23 protein-coding genes are annotated in these 21,348 nt (G+C 70.2%); 10 read left to right on the top strand and 13 right to left on the bottom strand.

Annotated elements, in window-relative coordinates:
• Window positions 1–77: 77 nt before the first annotated feature.
• The 5 genes from ligA to gdhA all read right to left on the bottom strand — a co-directional run bounded on the left by ligA (window position 78) and on the right by gdhA (window position 6,281).
• Entirely contained in the window at window positions 78–2,300 is a 2,223-nt protein-coding gene (gene ligA, locus QMK28_RS07970; protein ID WP_326436372.1) for an NAD-dependent DNA ligase LigA, read from the bottom strand.
• A gap of 45 nt (window positions 2,301–2,345) precedes the next feature.
• Window positions 2,346–3,359 carry a methionine synthase gene (locus tag QMK28_RS07975; RefSeq protein ID WP_326436314.1) on the bottom strand — a complete coding sequence of 338 codons (1,014 nt, stop codon included), beginning with the start codon at window positions 3,357–3,359 and terminating at the stop codon, window positions 2,346–2,348.
• A 161-nt stretch (window positions 3,360–3,520) separates the two neighbouring features.
• Window positions 3,521–4,210, bottom strand: a complete 690-nt coding sequence (locus QMK28_RS07980) for an SDR family oxidoreductase (RefSeq protein WP_326436315.1) — start codon at window positions 4,208–4,210, stop codon at window positions 3,521–3,523.
• A 109-nt stretch (window positions 4,211–4,319) separates the two neighbouring features.
• Entirely contained in the window at window positions 4,320–4,862 is a 543-nt protein-coding gene (locus QMK28_RS07985) for a TIGR00730 family Rossman fold protein (protein ID WP_326436316.1), read from the bottom strand.
• Window positions 4,863–4,952: 90 nt separating this feature from the next.
• Window positions 4,953–6,281 carry an NADP-specific glutamate dehydrogenase gene (gene gdhA, locus QMK28_RS07990; RefSeq protein WP_326436317.1) on the bottom strand — a complete coding sequence of 443 codons (1,329 nt, stop codon included), beginning with the start codon at window positions 6,279–6,281 and terminating at the stop codon, window positions 4,953–4,955.
• A 598-nt stretch (window positions 6,282–6,879) separates the two neighbouring features.
• On the opposite strand from gdhA, the gene QMK28_RS07995 reads away from it, so the two are divergent.
• The 7 genes from QMK28_RS07995 to QMK28_RS34225 all read left to right on the top strand — a co-directional run bounded on the left by QMK28_RS07995 (window position 6,880) and on the right by QMK28_RS34225 (window position 10,525).
• Window positions 6,880–7,884 (top strand): hypothetical protein, encoded by a 1,005-nt coding sequence (locus QMK28_RS07995; protein ID WP_326436318.1) that lies wholly within the window; start codon window positions 6,880–6,882, stop codon window positions 7,882–7,884.
• 97 nt (window positions 7,885–7,981) lie between these two features.
• On the top strand, window positions 7,982–8,269 hold the full coding sequence (locus QMK28_RS08000) for a hypothetical protein (RefSeq protein ID WP_326436319.1): 288 nt from the start codon (window positions 7,982–7,984) through the stop codon (window positions 8,267–8,269).
• Window positions 8,266–8,538: a PIN domain-containing protein gene (locus tag QMK28_RS08005; protein WP_326436320.1), complete on the top strand. Its 273-nt coding sequence runs from the start codon at window positions 8,266–8,268 to the stop codon at window positions 8,536–8,538. Before QMK28_RS08000 ends, QMK28_RS08005 begins: the two co-directional genes overlap by 4 nt.
• Before the next feature lie 361 nt (window positions 8,539–8,899).
• Window positions 8,900–9,154: a type II toxin-antitoxin system Phd/YefM family antitoxin gene (locus QMK28_RS08010; protein WP_326436321.1), complete on the top strand. Its 255-nt coding sequence runs from the start codon at window positions 8,900–8,902 to the stop codon at window positions 9,152–9,154.
• A complete protein-coding gene (locus QMK28_RS08015; RefSeq protein ID WP_326436322.1) occupies window positions 9,139–9,540 on the top strand; it encodes a PIN domain-containing protein in 402 nt (133 codons plus the stop codon). The genes QMK28_RS08010 and QMK28_RS08015 overlap by 16 nt, the downstream gene beginning before the upstream one ends.
• Before the next feature lie 182 nt (window positions 9,541–9,722).
• Complete coding sequence (locus QMK28_RS08020) at window positions 9,723–10,325, top strand: DUF6879 family protein (RefSeq protein WP_326436323.1); 603 nt, start codon at window positions 9,723–9,725, stop codon at window positions 10,323–10,325.
• Between the two features lie 50 nt (window positions 10,326–10,375).
• Window positions 10,376–10,525 carry a DUF6082 family protein gene (locus QMK28_RS34225; RefSeq protein WP_443050576.1) on the top strand — a complete coding sequence of 50 codons (150 nt, stop codon included), beginning with the start codon at window positions 10,376–10,378 and terminating at the stop codon, window positions 10,523–10,525.
• Between the two features lie 85 nt (window positions 10,526–10,610).
• Here the strand turns inward: QMK28_RS34225 and QMK28_RS08025 are convergent, their stop codons facing one another.
• Together QMK28_RS08025 and QMK28_RS08030 are read right to left on the bottom strand one after the other, a co-directional pair.
• Window positions 10,611–10,814: a DUF397 domain-containing protein gene (locus tag QMK28_RS08025; protein WP_326436324.1), complete on the bottom strand. Its 204-nt coding sequence runs from the start codon at window positions 10,812–10,814 to the stop codon at window positions 10,611–10,613.
• A gap of 22 nt (window positions 10,815–10,836) precedes the next feature.
• A complete protein-coding gene (locus QMK28_RS08030; RefSeq protein WP_326436325.1) occupies window positions 10,837–11,670 on the bottom strand; it encodes a helix-turn-helix domain-containing protein in 834 nt (277 codons plus the stop codon).
• A gap of 238 nt (window positions 11,671–11,908) precedes the next feature.
• On the opposite strand from QMK28_RS08030, the gene QMK28_RS08035 reads away from it, so the two are divergent.
• Entirely contained in the window at window positions 11,909–12,568 is a 660-nt protein-coding gene (locus tag QMK28_RS08035; protein WP_326436326.1) for an ATP-binding protein, read from the top strand.
• A 213-nt stretch (window positions 12,569–12,781) separates the two neighbouring features.
• On the opposite strand, the gene mnmA is transcribed toward QMK28_RS08035, so the two are convergent.
• On the bottom strand, window positions 12,782–13,954 hold the full coding sequence (mnmA, locus tag QMK28_RS08040) for a tRNA 2-thiouridine(34) synthase MnmA (RefSeq protein ID WP_326436327.1): 1,173 nt from the start codon (window positions 13,952–13,954) through the stop codon (window positions 12,782–12,784).
• Window positions 13,955–14,084: 130 nt separating this feature from the next.
• Entirely contained in the window at window positions 14,085–15,254 is a 1,170-nt protein-coding gene (locus QMK28_RS08045) for a cysteine desulfurase family protein (protein ID WP_326436328.1), read from the bottom strand.
• A gap of 110 nt (window positions 15,255–15,364) precedes the next feature.
• Here QMK28_RS08045 and QMK28_RS08050 point away from each other — a divergent pair, with 110 nt between their 5' ends.
• Complete coding sequence (locus tag QMK28_RS08050; protein WP_326436329.1) at window positions 15,365–16,276, top strand: alpha/beta fold hydrolase; 912 nt, start codon at window positions 15,365–15,367, stop codon at window positions 16,274–16,276.
• Window positions 16,277–16,298: 22 nt separating this feature from the next.
• Window positions 16,299–16,937, top strand: coding sequence for a mycothiol-dependent nitroreductase Rv2466c family protein (locus tag QMK28_RS08055; RefSeq protein WP_326436330.1), 639 nt, complete (start codon window positions 16,299–16,301; stop codon window positions 16,935–16,937).
• A 78-nt stretch (window positions 16,938–17,015) separates the two neighbouring features.
• Here QMK28_RS08055 and QMK28_RS08060 read toward each other — a convergent pair whose 3' ends face one another.
• The 4 genes from QMK28_RS08060 to QMK28_RS08075 all read right to left on the bottom strand — a co-directional run bounded on the left by QMK28_RS08060 (window position 17,016) and on the right by QMK28_RS08075 (window position 21,291).
• Window positions 17,016–17,960, bottom strand: a complete 945-nt coding sequence (locus tag QMK28_RS08060) for a beta-ketoacyl-ACP synthase III (protein WP_326436331.1) — start codon at window positions 17,958–17,960, stop codon at window positions 17,016–17,018.
• A gap of 252 nt (window positions 17,961–18,212) precedes the next feature.
• Entirely contained in the window at window positions 18,213–19,067 is an 855-nt protein-coding gene (locus tag QMK28_RS08065; protein WP_326436332.1) for a thioesterase family protein, read from the bottom strand.
• 106 nt (window positions 19,068–19,173) lie between these two features.
• Window positions 19,174–19,833, bottom strand: coding sequence for a trimeric intracellular cation channel family protein (locus QMK28_RS08070; protein WP_326436333.1), 660 nt, complete (start codon window positions 19,831–19,833; stop codon window positions 19,174–19,176).
• A 63-nt stretch (window positions 19,834–19,896) separates the two neighbouring features.
• Window positions 19,897–21,291 carry a M1 family metallopeptidase gene (locus QMK28_RS08075; RefSeq protein WP_326436334.1) on the bottom strand — a complete coding sequence of 465 codons (1,395 nt, stop codon included), beginning with the start codon at window positions 21,289–21,291 and terminating at the stop codon, window positions 19,897–19,899.
• Between the last annotated feature and the right edge of the window lie 57 nt (window positions 21,292–21,348).

Consider the following 21,348-nt stretch of genomic DNA (forward strand, 5'->3'; position numbering starts at 1 on the left):
CGGGCAGCGATCGGCAGCGGTTGCCCGAATGCGACCCGGCCACCCTCAACCCTCCGGTTTGCGCCGGGGGGTGACTCCTACGCCTCCTCGGGGGGTGTCACCTCGGGAGGTGTCACCGCGGCCTCCCGCGCTGCGTCCGGACCCTGTTCAAGCAGCACCGCGAAACCTCCATCATCCAGCACAGGCACTTTCAGCTGCATCGCTTTGTCGTACTTCGATCCAGGGTTGTCGCCAACAATCACGAAGGCGGTCTTCTTCGAAACGGAACCGGTCACCTTCGCACCCTGCTGCTGCAAGGCGTCCTTCGCGCCATCTCTGGTGAAGGACTGCAGCGTGCCGGTGACGACCATGGTGAGACCGTCCAGCGGTCGCGGCCCTTCGTCGCCCGTGTGTTCCTCCTCCATACGTACCCCGGCAGCCCTCCACTTCTGCACGATCTCGCGGTGCCATTCCTCTTCGAACCACTTCTTTACCGAGGCCGCGATGGTGCCGCCGACCCCGTCGGTGGCCGCCAACTCCTCCTCGGACGCCTCCGCGATGCGGTCCAGCGAACGAAACTCCCGGGCCAGCGCCTCGGCGGCGACCGGGCCGACATGCCGGATCGACAGCCCGGTGATGATGCGGGCGAGCGGGCGCTGCTTGGCCGCCGCGAGGTTCTCCAGCAGCGCGGTCGCGGTCTTCTTCGGCTCGCCCTTCTGGTTGGCGAAGAAGGTCACCACCTTCTCCTCGCCGGTCTTCGGGTCGATCTTGGGCAGCCCGGTGTCCTGGTCGCGGACGACGACCTTGATGGGCAGCAACTGCTCGATGGTCAGGTCGAAGAGGTCGCCCTCGTCCCGCAGCGGCGGCGTCGGGGGCTCCAGCGGCTGGGTGAGCGCGGTCGCCGCGACATAGCCCAGCGCCTCGACGTCCAGCGACTTGCGGCCGGCGAGATAGAACAGCCGCTCGCGCAACTGGGCTGGGCAGGAACGCCCGTTGGGGCAGCGGAGGTCGATGTCGCCCTCCTTGGCGGGCTGCAGCGCCGTACCGCAGTCGGGGCACTCGCCCGGCATCACGAACTCCCGCTCGCTGCCGTCCCGCAGATCCGCCACCGGGCCCAGGATCTCCGGGATGACGTCGCCCGCCTTGCGCAGCACCACGGTGTCCCCGATGAGGACGCCCTTGGCCTTCACCACGTCCTGGTTGTGCAGCGTCGCGTACTCCACCTCGGAGCCGGCCACCGTCACCGGCGCCATCACCGCGTACGGGGTGACCCGGCCGGTCCGGCCCACGTTGACCCGGATGTCGAGGAGCTTGGTGTTGACCTCCTCCGGCGGGTACTTCCAGGCGATGGCCCAGCGCGGCGCGCGGGAGGTGGACCCCAGCCGCCCCTGCAACGGGATCTCGTCCAGCTTGACGACCACGCCGTCGATCTCGTGCTCGACGGCGTTCTCGACGGAGTGCCGGTTCGCGCCGTGGAAGGCGATGAACTCCCGCACCGCTTCGAGCGAGTCGACCACCTTGTTGTGCTTGGCGGTCGGCAGGCCCCACTCGTGCAGCAACTCGTAGGCGTGCGACTGGCAGTCGATGTCGAAGCCCTCGCGGGCGCCGATGCCGTGCACCACCATGTGCAGCGGCCTGGTGGCGGTGACCTTGGGGTCCTTCTGCCGCAGCGAACCCGCCGCGGCGTTGCGCGGGTTGGCGAACGGCGGCTTGCCGGCCTCCACCAGACGCGCGTTCAGCTCCTCGAAGCGCTCCATCGGGAAGAAGACCTCGCCGCGCACCTCCACCAGCTCGGGGACGCGCTCCCCCTTGAGCCGCTCGGGGATGTCGGAGATGGTCCGCACGTTGGGTGTGATGTCCTCGCCCGTGCGCCCGTCGCCGCGGGTCGCCGCGCGGGTCAGCCGGCCCTTCTCGTAGGTGAGGTTGACGGCCAGGCCGTCGATCTTCAGCTCGCACAGATAGTGGTACGTGCCGACGCCGGCCTCGCCGAGGTCTTTGGCGATCCGCTCCGCCCAGGCCGCCAGCTCCTCGGCGTCGAAGGCGTTGTCCAGGCTGAGCATCCGCTCCCGGTGCTCCACCGCGGTGAACTCGGTCTCGTAGGCCCCGGCGACCTTCTGGGTCGGCGAATCGGGGGTCCGCAGTTCCGAATACTCGCTCTCCAGCGCCTCCAGCGACCGCAGCAGCTGGTCGAACTCGGCGTCGCTGACGACCGGGGCGTCCTTCACGTAGTAGCGGAAGCGGTGCTCCTCGATCTGCTCCGCGAGCTGCCGGTGCTGCTCCCGTACCTCCGCGGGCGCCGTGGCCCGCGTCTCGCCGGCCACCTCGCCTGCCACCGTGCTGCGTTCCCCTGTCAAAGCGGCCTCCCGTTACTCAGGGTTGTCTGCGAGCGATCTCGCCGCCCGGACGCAGTGGGCCTGCGCGGCGCGGGCGTACGCGGGTGACGCACCCGCGAGCCCGCACTCGGGAGTGATGACCACGGACCCACTGAGAGTCCCTGGAGCCAGCCCCAGCCTGCGCCACAGCGTCCTGACACCCATGACGCTACCGGCAGGGTCGGACAATTCCGTGTCGGTGCCCGGCACCAGCCCGGCGAACAGCGCCAGGCCGCCCTCCACGGACTCCCCGATCACCTCGTCATCACGCTCGGTGAGGAGCGAGAAATCGAATGAGACGCCGGTCGCCCCGGACCGCCGCAGCAGCGCGAACGGCACGCCGGGCGCGCAGGAGTGCACCACCACCGGGCTGTCCCCGGCGACCCGCACGATGTCCCGCAGCGTGCCCTCGACCGTCACCCGGTCCACCGCCCGGTAGGTGCGGTAGCCGCTGGCCGTACGGACCGTGCCGGTCAGCACCGAGGTCAGCGACGGCTCATCGAGCTGGAGCACCACACTCGCCCCCGGCACCCGCCGCCGTACGTCCGCCAGGTGCGTCCGCAGGCCCTCCGCGAGCGAGCCCGCGAGGTCCCGGCAGGCACCCGGGTCACGCAGCGCGGACTCGCCGTTGCGCGTCTCCAGCGCCGCCGCGAGCGTCCACGGGCCGACTGCCTGCACCTTCAACGGCCCCTGGTAGCCCTGGGTGAACTCCTCCAGCGCGTCGAGGTCCTCGCCCAGCCAGGAGCGGGCCCGTTTGGTGTCCCGCCCCGGCCGGTCGCCGATCCGCCAGCCGCTGGGCTCGACCCGCGCGAACACCTCGACCAGCATCCCGGCCGTCCGCCCGATCATGTCCGCGCCCGGCCCGCGCGCGGGCAGCTCCGGCAGATACGGGAACCGCTCGTACGAGCCGGTGACGGTCCTGGCCGCCTCCCGCGCGTCGACGCCCGGCATCGATCCGACGCCGGTCGCGGCCCCGGCACCCCAGTTGAACTCGCTCTTCTCGCTCACCCGAGCAGACTACGGCGGATACCTCCGGGGTCGCCCCAGATCCCACCCCTGTCCGACCCGCGCCGGTGGCGATTCCGCTGCGCTCGTCTATGCGTCTGTGCGTCTGTGCGTCTGTGCGTCTGTGCGTCTGTGCGTCTGTGCGTCTGTGCGGTATTCGACCGTCAGCCGCTCGGCCGCACCGACAGGTCCGTGACCTCAGCGTCGCGCGGCAGGTCCAGTGCCATCAGGATCGTGGTCGCGACAGACTCGGGCGCCATCCAGGCCGCGGGGTCGTACTCCTTGCCCTCCTGCTGGTGGACCTTCACCTGCATCGGGGTCGCGGTGCGGCCGGGGTGGACGCTCGTCACCCGTACCCCGTTCCCGCCCTCCTCCCAGCGCAGCGAGTCGGCCAGCGCCTTCAGACCGTGCTTGCTGGCGGCGTACGCGCCCCACTCGGCGCTGGCCCGCAGCCCGGCGCCGGAGTTGACGAAGACGACATGGCCCTGCGCGACGCGCAGTTGCGGCAGGAAGAGCCGGGTCAGCTCGGCGGGCGATACGAGGTTGGCGGCCAGCGTCGCGTTCCACGCCTTGGGGGTCAGCTCGCCGATCCGGCCGAGTTCGACGACGCCCGCGATGTGCAGCAGGGAGTCCAGCCGGTCGGGCACCTGCTGCTTGCTCATCGCCCAGGACAGCCGGTCGGGGGTGGACAGATCGCCCACCAGCGTGCGGGACCCGGGGAAGCGGTCGGCCAGTTGCTTGGCCCGTCCGGCGTCCCGCGCGACCAGCCACAGCTCGTCGCCGCGCTCGGCCAGCCGCTCGGCGACCGCGGTGCCGATGCCGGATCCTGCCCCAGTGATCAAGTGCGTTCCCATGGCACGATCCTAACGAGGGCGGCCCGGCGCTCCCGCCGCTCCGGGGCCGCCGGCCGTCCGGCCGACGCACCGCTCAACGCGGGACACCGTCGCCCGCCCGGCGCGCCGCTCAGCCCTGGATGCCCGCCTGCTCCTCCAGATACGCGAGCGCGCCCACGCCGTCCTCCGCGAAGAAGACCAGCTCGGTGAGCGGCAGCGGCAGGAAGCCCTCGGCGTCCATCCGCTGGAACTGCTGCCTGAGGCCGTCGTAGAACCCGGCCGCGTTCAGCAGCACGACCGGCTTGGTGTGCAGGCCGTGCTTCTTCAGCTCCAGGATCTCGGTCGCCTCGTCGAGCGTCCCGGTGCCGCCCACCATCACCACGATCGCGTCGGCCCGCGAGAGCAGCCCCGCCTTGCGTTCGGCGAGGTCCCTGGCGATCACCATCTCGTCAGCGTTCTTCCGCGCCTTCGTCCGCAGGAACTCCACGGACACGCCCACGAGCCGCCCGCCGCTGTCCTGCACCCCGTCCGCCATCACCTTCATGAGCCCCGACTCCGAACCGCCCCACACCATGGTGTGGCCGCCTTTGCCGATCAGCTCGGCGAACTCCCTGGCGGGGGCGGTGTAGCGCTCATCGAGGTCGGCGGCGGAGCAGAAGACGCAGATATTCATGCGCGCAACGGTACGCGGGCGCCTGCGGCCGGAGGCCCGGCCGCGTCGGCCCCGTCCGACCCGTCCGACCCGTCCGACCCGTCCGCCGACTCAGATGAGCCCCTGCGCGAGCATCGCGTCGCCCACCCGCTCGAAGCCGGCGATGTTGGCGCCCACCACGTAGTCGCCCGGCGATCCGTACCGCTCGGCGGTCTCGTAGCAGGTGTCGTGGATGCTGCGCATGATCGTCGCGAGCTCGCCCTCGACCCGCTCGAAGGTCCAGGAGTCGCGGCCGGAGGTCTGCCGCATCTCCAGCGCGCTGGTCGCGACGCCGCCCGCGTTGGCCGCCTTGCCCGGCCCGAACGCCACCCCGGCCGCCCGCAGCAGCGCCACCGCCTCCGGTGTGGTCGGCATGTTCGCGCCCTCGGAGACCGCCTTGACGCCGTGGCGCAGCAGGGTGCGGGCGGCGTCGGCGTCGAGTTCGTTCTGCGTCGCCGACGGCAGCGCGACGTCGGCGGGCACGTCCCACACCCGGCCGCCCGCGACGTACGAGGCCGAGGCCCCGCGCCGCTGGGCGTACTCGCTGATGCGGCCGCGCTCGACCTCCTTGATCTGCTGGAGGAGCGGGAGGTCGATGCCCTTCTCGTCCACGACGTAGCCGCCGGAGTCGGAGCAGGTCAGCACATTCGCGCCGAGGGCCTGCGCCTTCTCGATGGTGTAGATCGCGACATTGCCCGACCCGGACACCACGACCTGCTGGCCGTCCAGGTCCTCGCCGCGCCGCTTGAGCATCTCGGCGGTGAAGAGCACGTTGCCGTAGCCGGTCGCCTCGGTACGCGCCTGGGAGCCGCCCCACTCCAGCCCCTTGCCGGTGAGGACGCCCGCCTCCCAGCGGTTGGTGATGCGCCGGTACTGGCCGAAGAGGTAGCCGATCTCCCGGCCGCCGACGCCGATGTCGCCCGCCGGGACGTCGGTGTGCTCGCCGAGGTGGCGGTGCAGCTCCGTCATGAAGGACTGGCAGAAGCGCATCACCTCGTTGTCGGAGCGAGCGCGCGGGTCGAAGTCGCTGCCGCCCTTGCCGCCGCCGATGCCGAGCCCGGTGAGCGCGTTCTTGAATATCTGCTCGAAGCCGAGGAACTTGACGATGCCCAGATTCACCGAGGGATGAAAGCGCAAGCCCCCCTTGTACGGTCCGAGGGCGCTGTTGAATTCCACCCGGAATCCCCGGTTGACGTGGATTTCACCGGAGTCGTCCTGCCACGGCACCCGGAACATCAGCTGCCGCTCCGGCTCGCAGATCCGCTCGACCAGCTTGGCCTCGGCGAACTCGGGCCGCGCGGCCAACACGGGAGCGAGTGTCTCCAGCACCTCCAGGGAGGCCTGGTGGAATTCTGGCTCACCGGGGTTTCGGCGTATCAGCTCGGCATGAAAAGACGACATCAGTTCATTCCCCTTCCGGGACAACGAATTCGGCTTGCCCGTCGCGCGCCTCCGACCCTATGGGCCGGACTTCCCCGGCCGGCCTCCGGGGTGACGGGCGGGCGTCCCGCCGTCCGGCCCGTGCGCCGAGTACGCGCCCGCGCCGGGCGCGCGGCGGGCCGCCCGGCGGTCGTGAGCATGGCACCGGGTTCTGGAACGCCGCCTGATTCGGCCGGTACTTCGCTCAAGACGCGCATGCCGGTGCGCGGTCGCGGTGTTTGCGGGATGGCACGGCCGGTGCCGAGGGACGGGGGAAACCCCGCCACGTCGTCCGGCGAACGGTCCACCGGACGCCGGAGATCCGGCGTCCGGTGCGGCAGCGCCAGGTGCGGGCGAACCGGCAGCCGGTGGCCCCGCCGACCCCCTAAAGGACTCGGGGAGAGAACTCCTCCCCCGCCCCACCGTCTCCCGCGCAACTCCTCACCCCATCGGGTGACTTGGGTGCGCAGGCGGCGGAGTTGGGGCTACGCTCACGCAAACAACCGCAAATACTTCGGCCCCCGGCCAGGACGGCAATCCTGATCGAGGGCCTGACCAACAAGGAAGAAAACCCTTCCCCATGGCTGAGCCCAAGTCTAGTGCGCCCATGTCCGGCGTCACCCATGTCCGTACGCGCCACACCGCGAACTTCACGGTTCTCTCGAACCGGCTGACCCAGCGCTCCGGCAGCGCGGTCACGGTCGGCGTCGCCGCATACATCCTGTCCCTCCCCGACGGCGTCTCCATCCGCGTCGACGCGCTCTGCGCGCACTTCCACGAGGGCCGCGACCTGATCGCCCGCGCCTTGCGCGAGCTGGAGGAGGAAGGCTGGCTGGAGCGCCGTGTCGAGCGCGGGCCTGGCGGGCGGATCGTCACGCGGACGTTCGTCTACGACGTGCCGGGGGCGGGAGCGGGGCCGGTGCCCGCGCCTGTACCTGTGCCTGTGCCCGCGCCTGTGCCCGCGCCTGTGCCGCACGAGCGGCGGCCGGACGAGCCGGTGCGGGTACGGGGGCGGGTGCGGAACGAGCCCGCGCCCGCGCCCGTCGAGCCCGCGTCCGAGCCGACCGCCCCGGAACCAGCGCCGTACGAACCGGCCGCCGCCCCGGAACCCGCCCCGTACGAACCGGCCGCCGCCCCCAAGCCCGCGCCGCCGCCAACTCCCGTAGCCGCCGAACCCACAAGCGCCGCCACCGCCGAGCCCAGCGACCCCCGCGCCACCGCCGTACTCGGCGCGCTCCGGCACCGGGACCGCCGCCTGCTCCTCTCGGCGCGCGAGATGACCGAGTTGGCTCCCGCTGTCACCGCCTGGCTCGACCGAGGCGTCGGTCCGCACCGGATCGCGGAGGCCCTGGCGGCTGACCTCCCCGCCACCCTCACGCGCCGCCCGGCCCGCCTCATCGCCTACCGGCTCGAACACCACCTCCCGGCCCTGCCCACACCTGCCCCGGAACGTCCGCCCGTCGTCCCGCTGCGCAACTGCGGCGGCTGCGACCGCGCCTTCCGCTCGGAGTGGGCCGAAAGATGCCGGGACTGCCGCTCGGCCCAGCCGGGCACCGGGCAGAGCGCCGAACCACTCGCGGCCTGATCACGGCCCGAGCCCCGAGTTCCACCCTCATAGACCCACCGGGTCATAACCTGGAGAGGCACGCATGCAACACGCACTCGCGATAGAGGAGCCGATCATGACGACTGCAGCCGGCGGTACGCCACGACCCTCCGCTGCCAACCGGTCCGCCGACGACGCTCACCCCCTGCGCACTATTCGCGACATTCGCGAGTCTTTGCCCGAGGATCAGGTAAGGCACTTCGACGCCGAACTCGCGGATACCGACATCGATGCCTTGCCTGCGATGCTCCACCGATGGATCACGTTGGGCAACGACGGATTCTTGGAGTTCCTGCTCTCGACGCCGTTCGAAGGCTTGGAATTCGGCGCCCGCTCCTACGGCGAGCAGGCGGACACAGAGTGATCTACCTCCTCGACACCAACGTGATCGCTGAGATCTCAGTACGGCCCAAGCCCGAACCGGCGGTCGTGGCGTGGGCGCGTTCGCTCGCGGCGACCAGTCTCTACGTCAGCGTCATGACGTTCGCCGAAATCCAAGCGGGAGTCGACAGCGCTCCCGATCCCAGCCGACGGGCCGTGTACGCACGGGCTCTTGCCGACCTCAGGGAGGAGTATCAAGACCGGGTTGTCGCGATCGACGAACCCGAGGCAGCGGCGTTCCTCGCTATCTAACAAGAGGCTGAAAGCGGCGGGAACGGGCATCGACACGCCCGACGCCCTCATCGCCGGCACAGCCCTGGCCAACGGCTGGACCGTAGCCAGCCGGAACGTCAAGCACCTCGACCGAACCGGTGCCCTGCTGATCAACCCCTGGGAGTACGCCGGCTGAGCGTTGCGCCGAAGCGTCCAGCCCCCGAGGGGCCTACTGCGCTTCAGCCGCCCCGGCCCCCGCTGGCCCCGGAACGTCCAAGCGCGAGCCTGCTGAGCCAGAGCGTACCCAGCAGGCTCGCGCCGTCGTCAGGCAAGGCCGGACAGGGCCTTATGGGGATCTACCGTTCTAGACCGAACAGCGGGAATCAGATATTCTGATTCCATGAAGACGATGACAGCGACCGAAGTGTCGAGAAACTTCGCGTCGGTCCTGGACCGCGCCGAGCATGGCGAGACCATCGTGATCACACGCGGTGGCCGCCGCCTGGCCACGCTCGGGCCGGCCTCGGCCGGGAACGGGGCGGCGATCAAAGAGTTCCTCGCCGGCCACCGCCCCGACCCGGCGTTCGCCGAGGATGTCGCCTCCGCCCGTGACCTGCTGACCGATGAGATGAGCGCGACGTGGCCCGACGCCTGATCCTGGACACCGGCATCCTCATCCGATCCGAGCGCGGTGCGGCGAGCCTCGCGACGCTCCTGGAGGGAGACGATGACGTGGCTCTGGCAGCCGTCACCGTCGCCGAGTTGCAGTTCGGTGTGGAGCTGGCCGATGGGGCCCACCGTGAACAGCGTCAGGAGTTCATCGACGGCGTCCTGGCGCTGATTCCCGTGGAGGACTACACCACGGATACGGCCAGGGTCCACGCCCGATTGCTGGCCTATGCCCGCCGCACCGGCCAGCCGCGCGGCGCTCACGACCTGATCATCGCGGCGACCGCCGCAGCGACCGCACGCACCGTCGTGACCGCCGACGCGAAGGCGGCGTTCCACGACCTGCCCGGCGTTCGTTCCCTCTCCCTGTGATGACGCGCCCGCTGGCACCACGGCGGACTTCTCCATCAGACAGCCCCCTGGGCAGGGCATCGGCAGAGACCTCACGCATGCACTTTCCGGAAAGCTACCGGAGGGAGTCTCGGTTGGTTCGGACGAGCGACTCGTCGTGATTCCGAGGAACGCGCTCATCGCGGCGAAGCCGGACATTCCCCGTGTTTGAATCGCTCTGCGGTGCCGAATCGGAAGTCCTCAAGCGGGAAGATTACTTGAGCGACTTCTACCGCACCTTCGAAGGAAACATCGAGCGATTCGACAAGCTGGAGCGAGGGCAGTCGTTCCAGGAACCCGGGTACGAGAGCTGGGAAGCATTCCACAGGGGAGACTGGCGGGAGTCCCTCTCGCTGTTGGAATCCTCCAGACCAGCTCTCGTCGACTACTACGACGGGATGCGCCGGCGAGGCTTGACGACCCGCCGCGTCCGCGTTGTCGAATCGCCTGTGACGCCCTATATCCAGTGGGAAATGCACGTGCTTCGACTGCGGGCCGAACTGGGTGAAGAAATCCGTATCGTTGACGCAGGCGGGCTGCGGGAGTTCGAGAAGGAATCCCCTGTTCCAGAGCTCGTCATCCTCGGATATTCGACCTTGTACGAGATTCTCTACAACGCCACGGGAATCGGTGCTGGAGCCCGCCGCTTCAGGAATCGAGATCTGATCGACGAGGTCGCTGCCGCATTCGAGTCCCTGTATCGCCAGGGGGAGGAGTTCTTCGAGTTCTTCGACCACACAATCTCCCCCCTGGCACCGCCCACCTGACTGGACAACCCAAGGATTCGGAATTTCATTTGCGCGAGGTCAGTTCAGGGATGTTCCAGGGCGAGCGCGGCAGGAACTTCTGGGCGGCCAGCAGGGAGAAGCGCATCCGGACGGCCCACGGAAAGCGCGAAATCAAGTTTCAGCTCATCATCGATGACGAATACCGCAGGGCGGTCGCTGAAGCGGACCCTTCTCCGTAGTCACCCACGAGGGCGGTCACGGCTGAGGCGGCAGATGTGGTCTTCCGCGCACCCACCGCCTCGACCGTGTAACACGCGTCATACGTCAGCCGTTGAACTCGCCCGCTTGGGCGCCGCGTATGAAAGCCGTCCACTCGGCGGCGGTGAAAGTCAGCACCGGGCCGGCAAGGGCCTTGGAGTCTCGGACGGCTCGACCGCCGTCGGCCAGTGGCGCTACTTCTACGCAGTCTCCCGATGCCCCACTGAACGAGGACGTTTGGAAGTCTCCAACGATCTCATGGATATGCATAACGATTTCTCTCTTCTCAGGGTTACAGGGAGCTTGCGATCTCAGAGATCAGCGAAAGGGAGTCGGTGGGGTCAAGGGCGTACGACCGCAGGTGATCGAACGCCAGCGTGTAGCCACGGATGTCTTCCGGGCTCTCGATGTAACTACTACTCGTCAAGCTCTCCAGGAAAACCACGTCGCCGTACGGAGGAGGGATCTGGAACATGACGAACGCACCTGAAGTGCCCGCACTCGCGCCACGCTCAGAGGGCAACACTTGTAGCGTCACCTGCGGTTGACCGGCAGAGCGCACGAGGGCCTGCAGTTGCGCCTTCATGACGCCAGGACCGCCCACAGGGGTCCGCAGGAGAGGCTCCCACATGATCGCCCAGAAGCGGGGAATCCGTTCGCCCTCGAACGTCGTCTTCCGACGCTCCATGCGCACGGCCACACGCTGCTCCACCACCGCTGGGTCCACGCCGGCAGGGTTCGCTTCGAGTACTGCTCGCGCGTACGCCTCCGTCTGAAGCACGCCCGGGACGAGGGCGAGTTGCCAACTTCGGATGTATTCCGCCTCAGCTTCCAAGCCGATCAAGTCGGCGTAGGAGGGCGGGATGGTGTCGCCGTACTCGAACCACCATCCGCGCTGGCCAGCGGTCCGCACCAGGTCTTCCAAGCCATGCCGAAGGGTGGCGTCGGTGACCTCGTAGAACTCCAGCAGATCTCTGAGGTCCCGCTGGCGCAGCGGATTGAGGCCATTCTCGATGCGGCTGATGCGGGGCCGCGAGCACTCGAGTACCTGCGCGGCTTGATCCGCCGTTTTACCTGCGGCCTCGCGGAGCCTTCGCAGCTCAGAGCCCAGTCGCCGACTCCTCATGGTTGGAGCATGTGCAGCAGGCACGCGTTCCCCTTCGATCCATTCATCGCCAGTCCGTCACAAGGTCTTTGACCGTACCGCCAAGACTTGATGCACGCGTGCATCGGTGACAGTTGCGCACGTTACATGTTCAGCGCTAGCTTACGTTGCGTCGCTTTTCGTAGTGCCTCATGTGCGCTGAGCGACCGATCAGGTGCGGGCAGGACCCGCGCACCACGTCCGGGAGGGGCTCACGGCCATGCCCGAGCAGTCGCCGTCACAGACATCGCACTACCCGTGCCGACCGGCATCCGTGCCGGAGATCCGCAGAGCCACCAGAGAAATCCTTGCGGAGTGTGGGCTCCAACTACTCTCCGACGACGCCGAGTTGTGCGTTAGTGAGCTGGCCAGCAATGCCGTGTCACACGGCAGCAAGGATGGTGAGCGGCAGCTGGCCCTGGCCGTCTCCACGACCGAGGCGGGTCGGCTGCGAGTGGAGATTCACGATGCGTGGGATGGTCTGCCGCGTGTCCACCGGGCCGGCGCCGACGACGAGAACGGCCGTGGCCTGTACCTGGTCACCGCCTTGGCGACCGACTGGGGCGCCGAGCCCCGGTTCGACGGACAAGCCCCGGGCAAGGCGGTGTGGTTCGAACTGACACTGCCGGAGAAGTGCGAGCCGACCGTAGACATCACCGAAACGGGTGATGCCGAGTACCCGTACCGGATCGGCTTCGCTCCTCGTGCGACCGTGGTGGCCGAACCTGTCGGCCGCTCGCACGAGGAGCTGCTGACTACGACTCAGGCCCTGGCCGTCGTGTCACGTCTCGCGCCGATGTTGGGGATGGAGCTGGGCCCAGCTCGACCGCGCCGAGGGACCGCGTGTTGGGAGCGTAACGCGGGCACCGTCGATGGATAGCGGATCTTTGCTCTACGCCTGTGAGTTGTGCCGCTGCCTGGTCGCCGCTCCAACGCTGCGCACGCGTGCCTGCTGGGCGGCCGACCGGGCGGGAACCCTCAGAATCGTCACGCAGATCGCGTGCGAGGACAGCGGGCGGTGCCGGAGCCGCCAGGCCATCGACGGCGGGCGTTGGGCGTCGAGTGAGTGAAACGGCCCCCGTCCAGACCAGGCTCAACCCCGGCTGGCGGCCGTCTCCCGGTGTGCGGTCGTCGCGATCGTCGCCGACCCCACCACCCGCGTCCCGTCGTACAGCACGATCGCCTGCCCCGGCGCCACACCCCGTACCGCCTCCGCGAACGTCACCCGGAGTTCGCCGTCCAGCAGTTCCGCGCGGACCTCCGTATCGCCGCCGTGGGCGCGCAACTGGGCGGTGTACGTGCCGGGGCCGGTCGGGGCGGTGCCGCACCAGCGGGGTTTGATGGCGGTGAGGGCGTCCACGTCGAGGGCTTCCACCGGGCCTACCGTGACCCGGTTGTCGACCGGTGAGATGTCGAGGACGTAGCGGGGCTTGCCGTCGGGGGCCGGGACACCGATGCGCAGGCCCTTGCGCTGGCCGATGGTGAAGCCGTGGGCGCCCTCGTGGGAGCCGAGGGTGGTGCCGTCCTGGTCGACGATCTCGCCCTCGGCCGAGCCGAGGTGCTTGGCGAGGAAGCCCTGGGTGTCGCCGTCGGCGATGAAGCAGATGTCGTGGCTGTCGGGCTTCTCGGCGACGGCCAGGTCGCGGCGCTCGGCCTCGGCGCGGATTTCGCCCTTGGTGGTGAGGGTGTCGCCGAGCGGGAACATCGCGTGGGCGAGCTGGCGCTCGTCGAGGACGCCGAGGACGTACGACTGGTCCTTGGCCATGTCCGAGGCGCGGTGCAGCTCGCGGCTGCCGTCCTCGGCCAGCACGACGGTCGCGTAGTGGCCGGTGCACACGGCGTCGAAGCCGAGCGCGATGGCCTTGTCCAGCAGCGCCGTGAACTTGATCTTCTCGTTGCAGCGCAGGCACGGGTTCGGGGTGCGGCCCGCCGCGTACTCGGCGACGAAGTCCTCGACGACGTCCTCGCGGAAGCGTTCGGCGAGGTCCCAGACGTAGAAGGGGATGCCGATGACGTCGGCGGCACGCTGGGCGTCCCGCGAGTCCTCGACCGTGCAGCAGCCGCGCGCGCCGGTGCGGAAGGATTGCGGGTTCGCGGACAGCGCGAGGTGCACGCCGGTCACGTCGTGCCCGGCCTCGGCGGCTCGGGCCGCCGCTACGGCGGAGTCGACGCCGCCGGACATGGCGGCGAGCACGCGGAGGCGACGTCCGTCGCGGGGACCTGTGGGAGCACCGGGAAGCGGTGCGTTCTCATAGTCAGCAGTCATAGCGCTTCCAGAGTACGGGGCGCGGCCGCACTCCCCTATCGGGTTGCTTGTGAGGCCGCGCTCCCCGTACGCGCCGGCCCGGCCCGGCGCGTACGGGGAGCGGGGAGGAAGGCGGGGCCGGGCCGAACCCTCAGCTCAGCCCCGCCGTCCGCGCCCGGTCCACCACCGGCCCGATCGCCTCCGCCACCGCGTCCACGTCGGCCTTGGTCGAGGTGTGCCCGAGCGAGAACCGCAGCGTGCCGCGCGCCAGGTCGGGGTCGGTGCCGGTGGCGAGGACGACGTGGCTGGGCTGGGCGACGCCCGCCGTGCAGGCCGAGCCGGTCGAGCACTCGATGCCCTGGGCGTCCAGGAGCAGCAGCAGCGAGTCGCCCTCGCAGCCGGGGAAGGCGAAGTGCGCGTTGGCGGGGAGCCGGCCCGCCGGGTCGGGGTCGCCGCCCAGGACCGCGCCGGGCGCCGCCGCCCGTACCGCCGCGACCAGGTCGTCCCGCAGCGCCCCGACCCCGCGCGCGAAGTCCGCGCGCCGCTCGGCGGCGAGCGTTCCGGCGACCGCGAAGGCGGCGATGGCGGGGACGTCGAGGGTGCCGGAGCGGACGTGCCGCTCCTGGCCGCCGCCGTGCAGCAGCGGTACGGGCGCGTAGGCGCGGCCCAGCAGCAGCGCGCCGATGCCGTACGGGCCGCCGACCTTGTGGCCGGAGACGGTCATGGCGGCGAGGCCCGAGGCGGCGAAGTCCACCTCGACCTGGCCGAATGCCTGCACCGCGTCGGCGTGCATCGGGATGTCGAACTCCCGCGCCACCTCGGCCAGTTCGCCGACCGGCAGGATCGTGCCGATCTCGTTGTTGGCCCACATCACGGTGACCAGCGCGACATCGTCCGGATCGCGCTCGATCGCGGCGCGCAGGGCGTCGGCGTGCACTCGCCCGTACGCGTCGACGGGCAGCCACTCGACACGTGCACCCTCATGCTCGGCGAGCCAGTCGACGGCGTCCAGCACCGCGTGGTGCTCGACGGGGCTGGCCAGCACCCGGGTGCGGCGCGGGTCGGCGTCGCGGCGGGCCCAGTAGAGGCCCTTCACGGCGAGGTTGTCGGACTCGGTGCCGCCCGCCGTGAAAACCACCTCGCTCGGGCGTGCGCCGAGCGCGGTGGCGAGCGCTTCGCGGGACTCCTCGACAGTACGTCTGGCCCGCCGCCCGGCCGCGTGCAGGGAGGAGGCGTTGCCCGTGACGGCGAGCTGGGCGGTCATCGCCCGCACCGCTTCCGGGAGCATCGGAGTGGTCGCGGCGTGATCGAGGTAAGCCATGGTGCGGACGATTCTACGAGCCGAGGTGGGGGCGCGTGTCCGGCGCATCGGGACAAGGGCGCGGACCGGCCCTCTCGACACCCCGGTAAGGCGTCAATAGACTTTTGGTCATGACAGAACGGGAGCAGTCACAGGACCGGCGGCAGGGTCGGGAAGAGAAGCCCGGACAAGGCCCCGAGCAAGGCCCCGGACAGGACTGGCGGCTGGAGCGGAGCTACCTCAGCTCCTCCGGCGAAGTCCGCTGGAGCGCGCTCGGCACCCCCGGCGACCCGCCCGTCGTACTGCTGCACGGCACGCCGTTCTCCTCGTACGTCTGGCGCGGCATCGCCCGCTCCCTGGCCCGGGACCACCAGGTCTTCGTCTGGGACATGCCCGGCTACGGCGGCTCCGCGAAGTTCACGGGCCAGGACGTCTCGCTCGCCGGGCAGAGCCAGGTCTTCACCGAACTGCTCGCGCACTGGGGCCTGACCGAACCGTTCGTCGTCGCGCACGACTTCGGCGGCTGCGTCGCGCTGCGCGCGCATCTGCTGCACGACGTCCGCTACCGCGCGCTCGCCCTGGTGGACCCGGTCGCCCTCGCACCCTGGGGCTCCCCCTCCTACCGGCTGCTCGGCGCGCACGCCGACGTCTTCGGGCAGCTCCCGCCCGCGCTGCACCGCGCGCTCGTCCGCGAGTACCTCGGCTCGGCGAGCTGCCGGGGGCTGCACCCGGACGTACTCGACCGGCTCGTCGATCCCTGGTGCACCCCGGAGGGGCAGCCCGCCTTCTACCGGCAGATCACGCAGAACGACCAGCGCTGGACCGACGAGATCCAGCCCCGGTACGGCGAGATCGACATCCCCGCCCTCGTCTGCTGGGGCGCGGACGACACCTGGATTCCGGTGGCCAAGGCCCGCGAACTGGCCGCGCTGATCCCGCACGCGCGGCTCCGGCTGATCGAGGGGGCGGGCCATCTGGTCCAGGAGGACGCCCCCGCGCAACTGGCCGGCGCACTGCTCGGTTTTCTTCACGACCAGGGCTGAGGCCAGTGGCTAGGCTCCCGCCATGAGCCTCATCAAAGCACCCGACGAAAAGCTCGAAAAGCACGATATCGACTTCTACTTCGACCCGATCTGCCCGTTCGCCTGGATCACTTCGCGCTGGATTTTGGAGGTCGAGAAGTACCGCGAGGTCAAGCTACGGTTCCGGGTCATGAGCCTGTCCGTGCTCAACGAGGGCCGCGCGGACCTGCCGGAGAACTACCAGGAGCTGCTGGAGAAGGGCTGGGGACCGGTGCGGGTCTGCGTCGCCGCCGCCCGGGACCACGGCGACGCGGTGCTCCGCGACCTCTACACCGCGCTCGGCACCCGTATCCACCAGCAGGACGACAAGGACCTGCCGACCGTCATCGCGGCGGCGCTGGCCGAGGTGGGGCTGCCCGCCGAGCTGGCGGAGGCGGCGTACAGCACGGACTACGACGAGGAGCTGCGCAGGAGTCACCACGAGGGCATGGACCCGGTGGGCGAGGAGGTGGGCACCCCCACGATCCACATCGACGGGGTCGCGTTCTTCGGTCCCGTGCTCACCTCGATCCCGCGGGGCGACGACGCGGTGCGCGTCTTCGACGGCGCGCGACTGCTCGCCGGCTACCCGGACTTCTTCGAGCTGAAGCGGACCCGCACGGGCGAGCTGAACTTCGACTGACCGGGCACACACCGACAGAGGGCACAGCGCCCGCCGCTCGCGTCACGGGGAGCACTACGGCCCGGACTACCGCCCGCGCTACGGGCAGCGGATGACCTGGCCCGCGTACGACAGGTTGCCGCCGAAGCCGAACAGCAGAACCGGCGCGCCCGACGGGATCTCGCCGCGCTCCACCATCTTCGACAGCGCCAGCGGAATGCTCGCGGCCGAGGTGTTGCCGGACACCACGACGTCCTGGGCGATCACCGCGTTGACCGCGCCCAGCTTGCGGGCGAGCGGCTCGATGATCCGCAGATTGGCCTGGTGCAGCACGACCGCGGCCAGCTCGTCGGGCCGCACTCCGGCCCGCTCGCACACCCGCTTCGCGATGGCGGGCAGCTGGGTGGTCGTCCAGCGGTAGACGGCCTGCCCCTCCTGGGAGAAGCGGCTGGGGGCGCCCTCGATGAGCACCGCGCGGCCCATCTCGGGGACCGAGCCCCAGACGACCGGGCCGATCTGCGGCTCCTGCGCGTCGGAGGCGACCACGATGGCCGCGCCGGCCCCGTCGCCGACCAGCACGCAGCTGGAGCGGTCCGTCCAGTCGACGACGTCGGTGAACTTGTCGGCGCCGATGACGAGCGCCTTGGTCGCGGAGCCGGCCCTGATGGTGTGGTCGGCGGTGGCCAGCGCGTGGGTGAAGCCGGAGCAGACGACGTTGATGTCCATGACCGCCGGGGAGGGCAGGCCCAGCCGGGCGGCGACCCGCGCGGCGGTGTTCGGGCTGCGGTCGACGGCGGTGCAGGTCGCGACGAGGACCAGGTCGATGTCGGACGGCGCGAGGCCGCTGTTCGCGAGCGCCTTGGCCGCGGCGACCTCGGCCATGTCCGCGACGGTCTCGTCCGGCGCGGCGATGTGCCGGGTGCGGATGCCGACCCGGCTGCGGATCCACTCGTCGCTGGTGTCGACCGAGGCCGCCAGCTCATCGTTGGTAAGCACCCTGGCGGGCTGGTAGTGGCCCAGTGCCAGTACCCGTGACCCTGTCATGGGTGTTCTCCCGTTCCTGCCGACGACTGAATGGCCCAGTCTCGCCGCCGGGCACGGGCGGAACGCACTCGTATTCGCCAGCTTCCACCGCGAAATCTTGGCGGGTCATGCCAACATCGCCGGTCAGCGGGCGGTGGGGAGCGGATCGAGCGCTGATCGCGTGTCGGTCGCAGGACACTGGCGCGCCGCTCGGTCACCGTACCCGCACCGGATGGTCACCGGGGGCGCACAGACCGGCGTCGGCGACGCTGCTCAGGCCCCCAGCAGGGCCCGCGCGAGCTGTCGGGACTGGGCGACCAGCCGGTCCTCGCTGTCCCAGACCTCGGCGTCCTCCTCCAGGAAGCCGCCGGCCAGGTTGCGTGTGGTGATCGAGATCCGCAGCGGTCCCGGAGCCGGGCGGCAGCGGACGTGGACGGTCAGCTCGACGGTCGGCACCCAGCCGTTCAGCCCGAGGTCGAACGCGGTCGGCGGCAGCGCGTCGACCGCCAGCAGCAGCGACAGCGGGTCGGCGTCGCGGCCGTCGGCCAGGCCGAACCAGGCGCGCATCTCGCCGTGCCCCGAGGGCTCGCCGATGGCCCAGCCGGCCGTGGCCGGGTCGAGGCGCAGGTCGAGCCGGCCGGCGATCTCGGTGCTGCCGGGTATCGCGGACTCCCCGCCGGGGGCGTGCTGCGGGCCGAGGCAGTGCTCGTACGGCGGGATGGCGGGCGGCTTGGCGCTGGTGCGGACGTCGTCGGGGAGCGCGTCGAGGTCGCCGTAGCCCGCGATCACCCGCAGCCGCTCCACTTCGGTGCCGTCCTCGGCGAGCTGCGTCAAGGACGCCTGCCCGGTGGACACCGTGCGCCCGGTGCGGACGATCTCGGTGCGGATGACGGCGGGGCCCGGCCGGGAAGCGGTGAGGTAGTGCGCGGTGATGGTGAGCGGGTCGCGGTGCGGCAGCGCGTCGCCGAGCGCGCGGCCGGCCAGCGCGAGGAGGTAGCCGCCGTTGACGGCGCGGATGATCGTCCAGCCGGCGGACAGCTCCGCGTCGTACACGCCGCTCTCGCCGGACCGGGCCGTGACCGCGGTGTCCCGGTCGAACTCGCTGTCACCGATGGATGCCTGTGCCATGCGACGCACGCTACACCGGATGGTTACCCGCGAGTAGGGGCGGGCTGGGAACCGGTCGCGGATCACATCGCGGGTCACACCTACCACGGGTCACAGCTCCCGCGGATCACACCTCCTCGACCGCCGAGCTGCGCCGGTGCCAGGCCCTGGGGGCCCGCCAGCCGTACCGCATCGCGAGCAGCCGCAGGACGAACGCGGTGAGCGCCGCGACGCCGCTGGTGAAGGCGTTGAGCGACTGGAAGTGGATGAGCAGCGCGGCCATCGACGAGCCGACGATGGCCGGCACCGCGTAGACCTCCCGGTCCCAGCGCAGCAGCGAGGGGATCTCGTTGGCCAGCACGTCGCGCAGCACGCCGCCGCCGGCCGCCGTCGCCAGCCCGAGCACGACGGACGCGGTCAGGCTCAGCCCGTAGGCGTACGCCTTGGTGGTGCCCGCGACGCAGAACAGGCCCAGCCCGGCCGCGTCGAAGACGTTCACCGCGCCGTTGATCCGCTCGACCTCGGGGTGCAGGAAGAAGATCAGGGCGGCGGCCACCAGCGGGGTCAGGAAGTACCCGAGGTCGGTGAAGGCCGCCGGCGGCACAGCGCCGATGACCAGGTCGCGGATCAGCCCTCCGCCCAGCGCGGTGACCTCGGCGAGCACGGCGATGCCGAACACGTCGAAGTTCTTGCGTACGGCGAGCAGCGCACCGGAGGTCGCGAAGACGAAGATCCCGGCGAGGTCCAGCCAGTGCTGGACGGAGGGTGTGAACAGATCGGTGAGCACCCCGACATCTTCACCTGTCAGGCGGGCCGCTCCCCGTATCGCTACGACATCACCGCGATACCGCTACGGCAGGGCGGGCTTGGTGTCGGTGTTGAGCCAGGTGTCGAAGAAGCCGTCGAGCTGCTTGCCGGAGAGCTTCTCGGCGAGGGCGACGAACTGCTTGGTCTCGACGTTGCCGTAGCGGTGCTGGGCCGTCCAGGTCTTCAGCAGCTTGAAGAAGGTCTCGTCGCCGATCCGCTCGCGCAGCAGCTGGAGGGTCATCGCGCCGCGCGAGTAGACGCCGGAGGAGAACATCGTGTCGCGCTGCGGGTCGCCGATCCGCACCTTCCAGAACGGGGAGTCGGCGGGCCGCGAGTTGTAGCTCGCGAGCATCGAGTCGTGCGCGGACTTGGTGCCGCGGTGCTCGGTCCACAGCCACTGGGCGTAGGTCGCGAAGCCCTCGTTCAGCCAGATGTCCTTCCACTGCTTGACGGAGACCGAGTCGCCGAACCACTGGTGGGCCAGCTCGTGCACGATCGTGCCCTCGCTGCGCACCGCCGAGTAGACCGGCTTGGTCTGGGTCTCCAGCGAGAAGCCGGCCTGCGGCATGTCGTCGACGATCGCCCCGGTCTCCTCGAAGGGGTACGGGCCGAACACCTGGGACCAGTAGTCGGTGGCCTCGGCGGTGATCCCGTATACGTCCACGGAGTTGCTGTTCGCCAGCACCGGGTCGATGGCGACGTAGATCGGGGTGCCGCCGGGCGTGCGGCCCTTCTTGACGTCGAACTCGCCGATCGTGGCGGTGGCCAGGTAGGTCGCCATCGGCTTCGTCTCGCGCCAGTGGTGGACCGTGCTGCCGCCCTTGCCGGACGTGGACACGAGCCGGCCGTTGGAGACGCCGGTGAGGCCCTTGGGGGCCTTGATCCGGATGTCGAAGGTCGCCTTGTCCGAGGGGTGGTCGCTGCCCGGGAACCAACTGGAGGCGGCGTTCGGCTCGCAGGCGACGAAGACGCCGTCGTCCGTCTTCATCCAGCCGTAGTCGGAGCCGAACACGATCGGGCCGCTGAGCGGCTCGGGGACGCCGCCGTAGGTGACGGTGGCGGTGAACTTCCGGCCCTTGTGCAGCGACTTCTCCGGCGAGACGCGTATCTCGTCGCCGTACCGGTCGAAGGCCGCGGGTCTGCCGTTCACCTCGACCGAGGAGACCGTGAGTCTCTGCAGGTCGAGGTTGAAGGAGGTGAGCTTCTGGGTGGCGCGGGCGGTGACGGTCGAGCGGCCGTCGAGCCGGTCGGTGGTGGGGTTGTAGTCGACGCCCAGGTCGTAGTGGAGGGCGTCGTAGCCGCCGTTGCCGAGCGCGGGGAAGTACGGGTCGCCGACGCCGGGAGCCCCGGGTGACGAGGCGGGGGCAGCGGAGATCACCCAGGCCGAAGCCGCCGCGGTGGCGAGGGCGAGAAGCCGAGTCGAACGGGAGAGTGCCATGAGTCGTCCCTTCGAACGCACGAACGCTGGAAACACGATCGCGCCGACTCTGCACTC

Origin of the sequence: Streptomyces sp. H27-D2 (assembly GCF_035828615.1) — a bacterium.
Taxonomy (GTDB): domain Bacteria; phylum Actinomycetota; class Actinomycetes; order Streptomycetales; family Streptomycetaceae; genus Streptomyces.

What these genes read in the sequence shown, in the direction of transcription:
- QMK28_RS07980 (WP_326436315.1), bottom strand. Translation starts at nt 4,210, where the DNA reads ATGGGAACGCACTTGATCACTGGGGCAGGATCCGGCATCGGCACCGCG.
- QMK28_RS07985 (WP_326436316.1), bottom strand. Translation starts at nt 4,862, where the DNA reads ATGAATATCTGCGTCTTCTGCTCCGCCGCCGACCTCGATGAGCGCTAC.
- gdhA (WP_326436317.1), bottom strand. Translation starts at nt 6,281, where the DNA reads ATGTCGTCTTTTCATGCCGAGCTGATACGCCGAAACCCCGGTGAGCCA.
- QMK28_RS07995 (WP_326436318.1), top strand. Translation starts at nt 6,880, where the DNA reads ATGGCTGAGCCCAAGTCTAGTGCGCCCATGTCCGGCGTCACCCATGTC.
- QMK28_RS08000 (WP_326436319.1), top strand. Translation starts at nt 7,982, where the DNA reads ATGACGACTGCAGCCGGCGGTACGCCACGACCCTCCGCTGCCAACCGG.
- QMK28_RS08010 (WP_326436321.1), top strand. Translation starts at nt 8,900, where the DNA reads ATGAAGACGATGACAGCGACCGAAGTGTCGAGAAACTTCGCGTCGGTC.
- QMK28_RS34225 (WP_443050576.1), top strand. Translation starts at nt 10,376, where the DNA reads ATGTTCCAGGGCGAGCGCGGCAGGAACTTCTGGGCGGCCAGCAGGGAG.
- QMK28_RS08025 (WP_326436324.1), bottom strand. Translation starts at nt 10,814, where the DNA reads ATGCATATCCATGAGATCGTTGGAGACTTCCAAACGTCCTCGTTCAGT.
- QMK28_RS08030 (WP_326436325.1), bottom strand. Translation starts at nt 11,670, where the DNA reads ATGAGGAGTCGGCGACTGGGCTCTGAGCTGCGAAGGCTCCGCGAGGCC.
- QMK28_RS08035 (WP_326436326.1), top strand. Translation starts at nt 11,909, where the DNA reads ATGCCCGAGCAGTCGCCGTCACAGACATCGCACTACCCGTGCCGACCG.
- mnmA (WP_326436327.1), bottom strand. Translation starts at nt 13,954, where the DNA reads ATGACTGCTGACTATGAGAACGCACCGCTTCCCGGTGCTCCCACAGGT.
- QMK28_RS08045 (WP_326436328.1), bottom strand. Translation starts at nt 15,254, where the DNA reads ATGGCTTACCTCGATCACGCCGCGACCACTCCGATGCTCCCGGAAGCG.
- QMK28_RS08050 (WP_326436329.1), top strand. Translation starts at nt 15,365, where the DNA reads ATGACAGAACGGGAGCAGTCACAGGACCGGCGGCAGGGTCGGGAAGAG.
- QMK28_RS08055 (WP_326436330.1), top strand. Translation starts at nt 16,299, where the DNA reads ATGAGCCTCATCAAAGCACCCGACGAAAAGCTCGAAAAGCACGATATC.
- QMK28_RS08060 (WP_326436331.1), bottom strand. Translation starts at nt 17,960, where the DNA reads ATGACAGGGTCACGGGTACTGGCACTGGGCCACTACCAGCCCGCCAGG.
- QMK28_RS08065 (WP_326436332.1), bottom strand. Translation starts at nt 19,067, where the DNA reads ATGGCACAGGCATCCATCGGTGACAGCGAGTTCGACCGGGACACCGCG.
- QMK28_RS08075 (WP_326436334.1), bottom strand. Translation starts at nt 21,291, where the DNA reads ATGGCACTCTCCCGTTCGACTCGGCTTCTCGCCCTCGCCACCGCGGCG.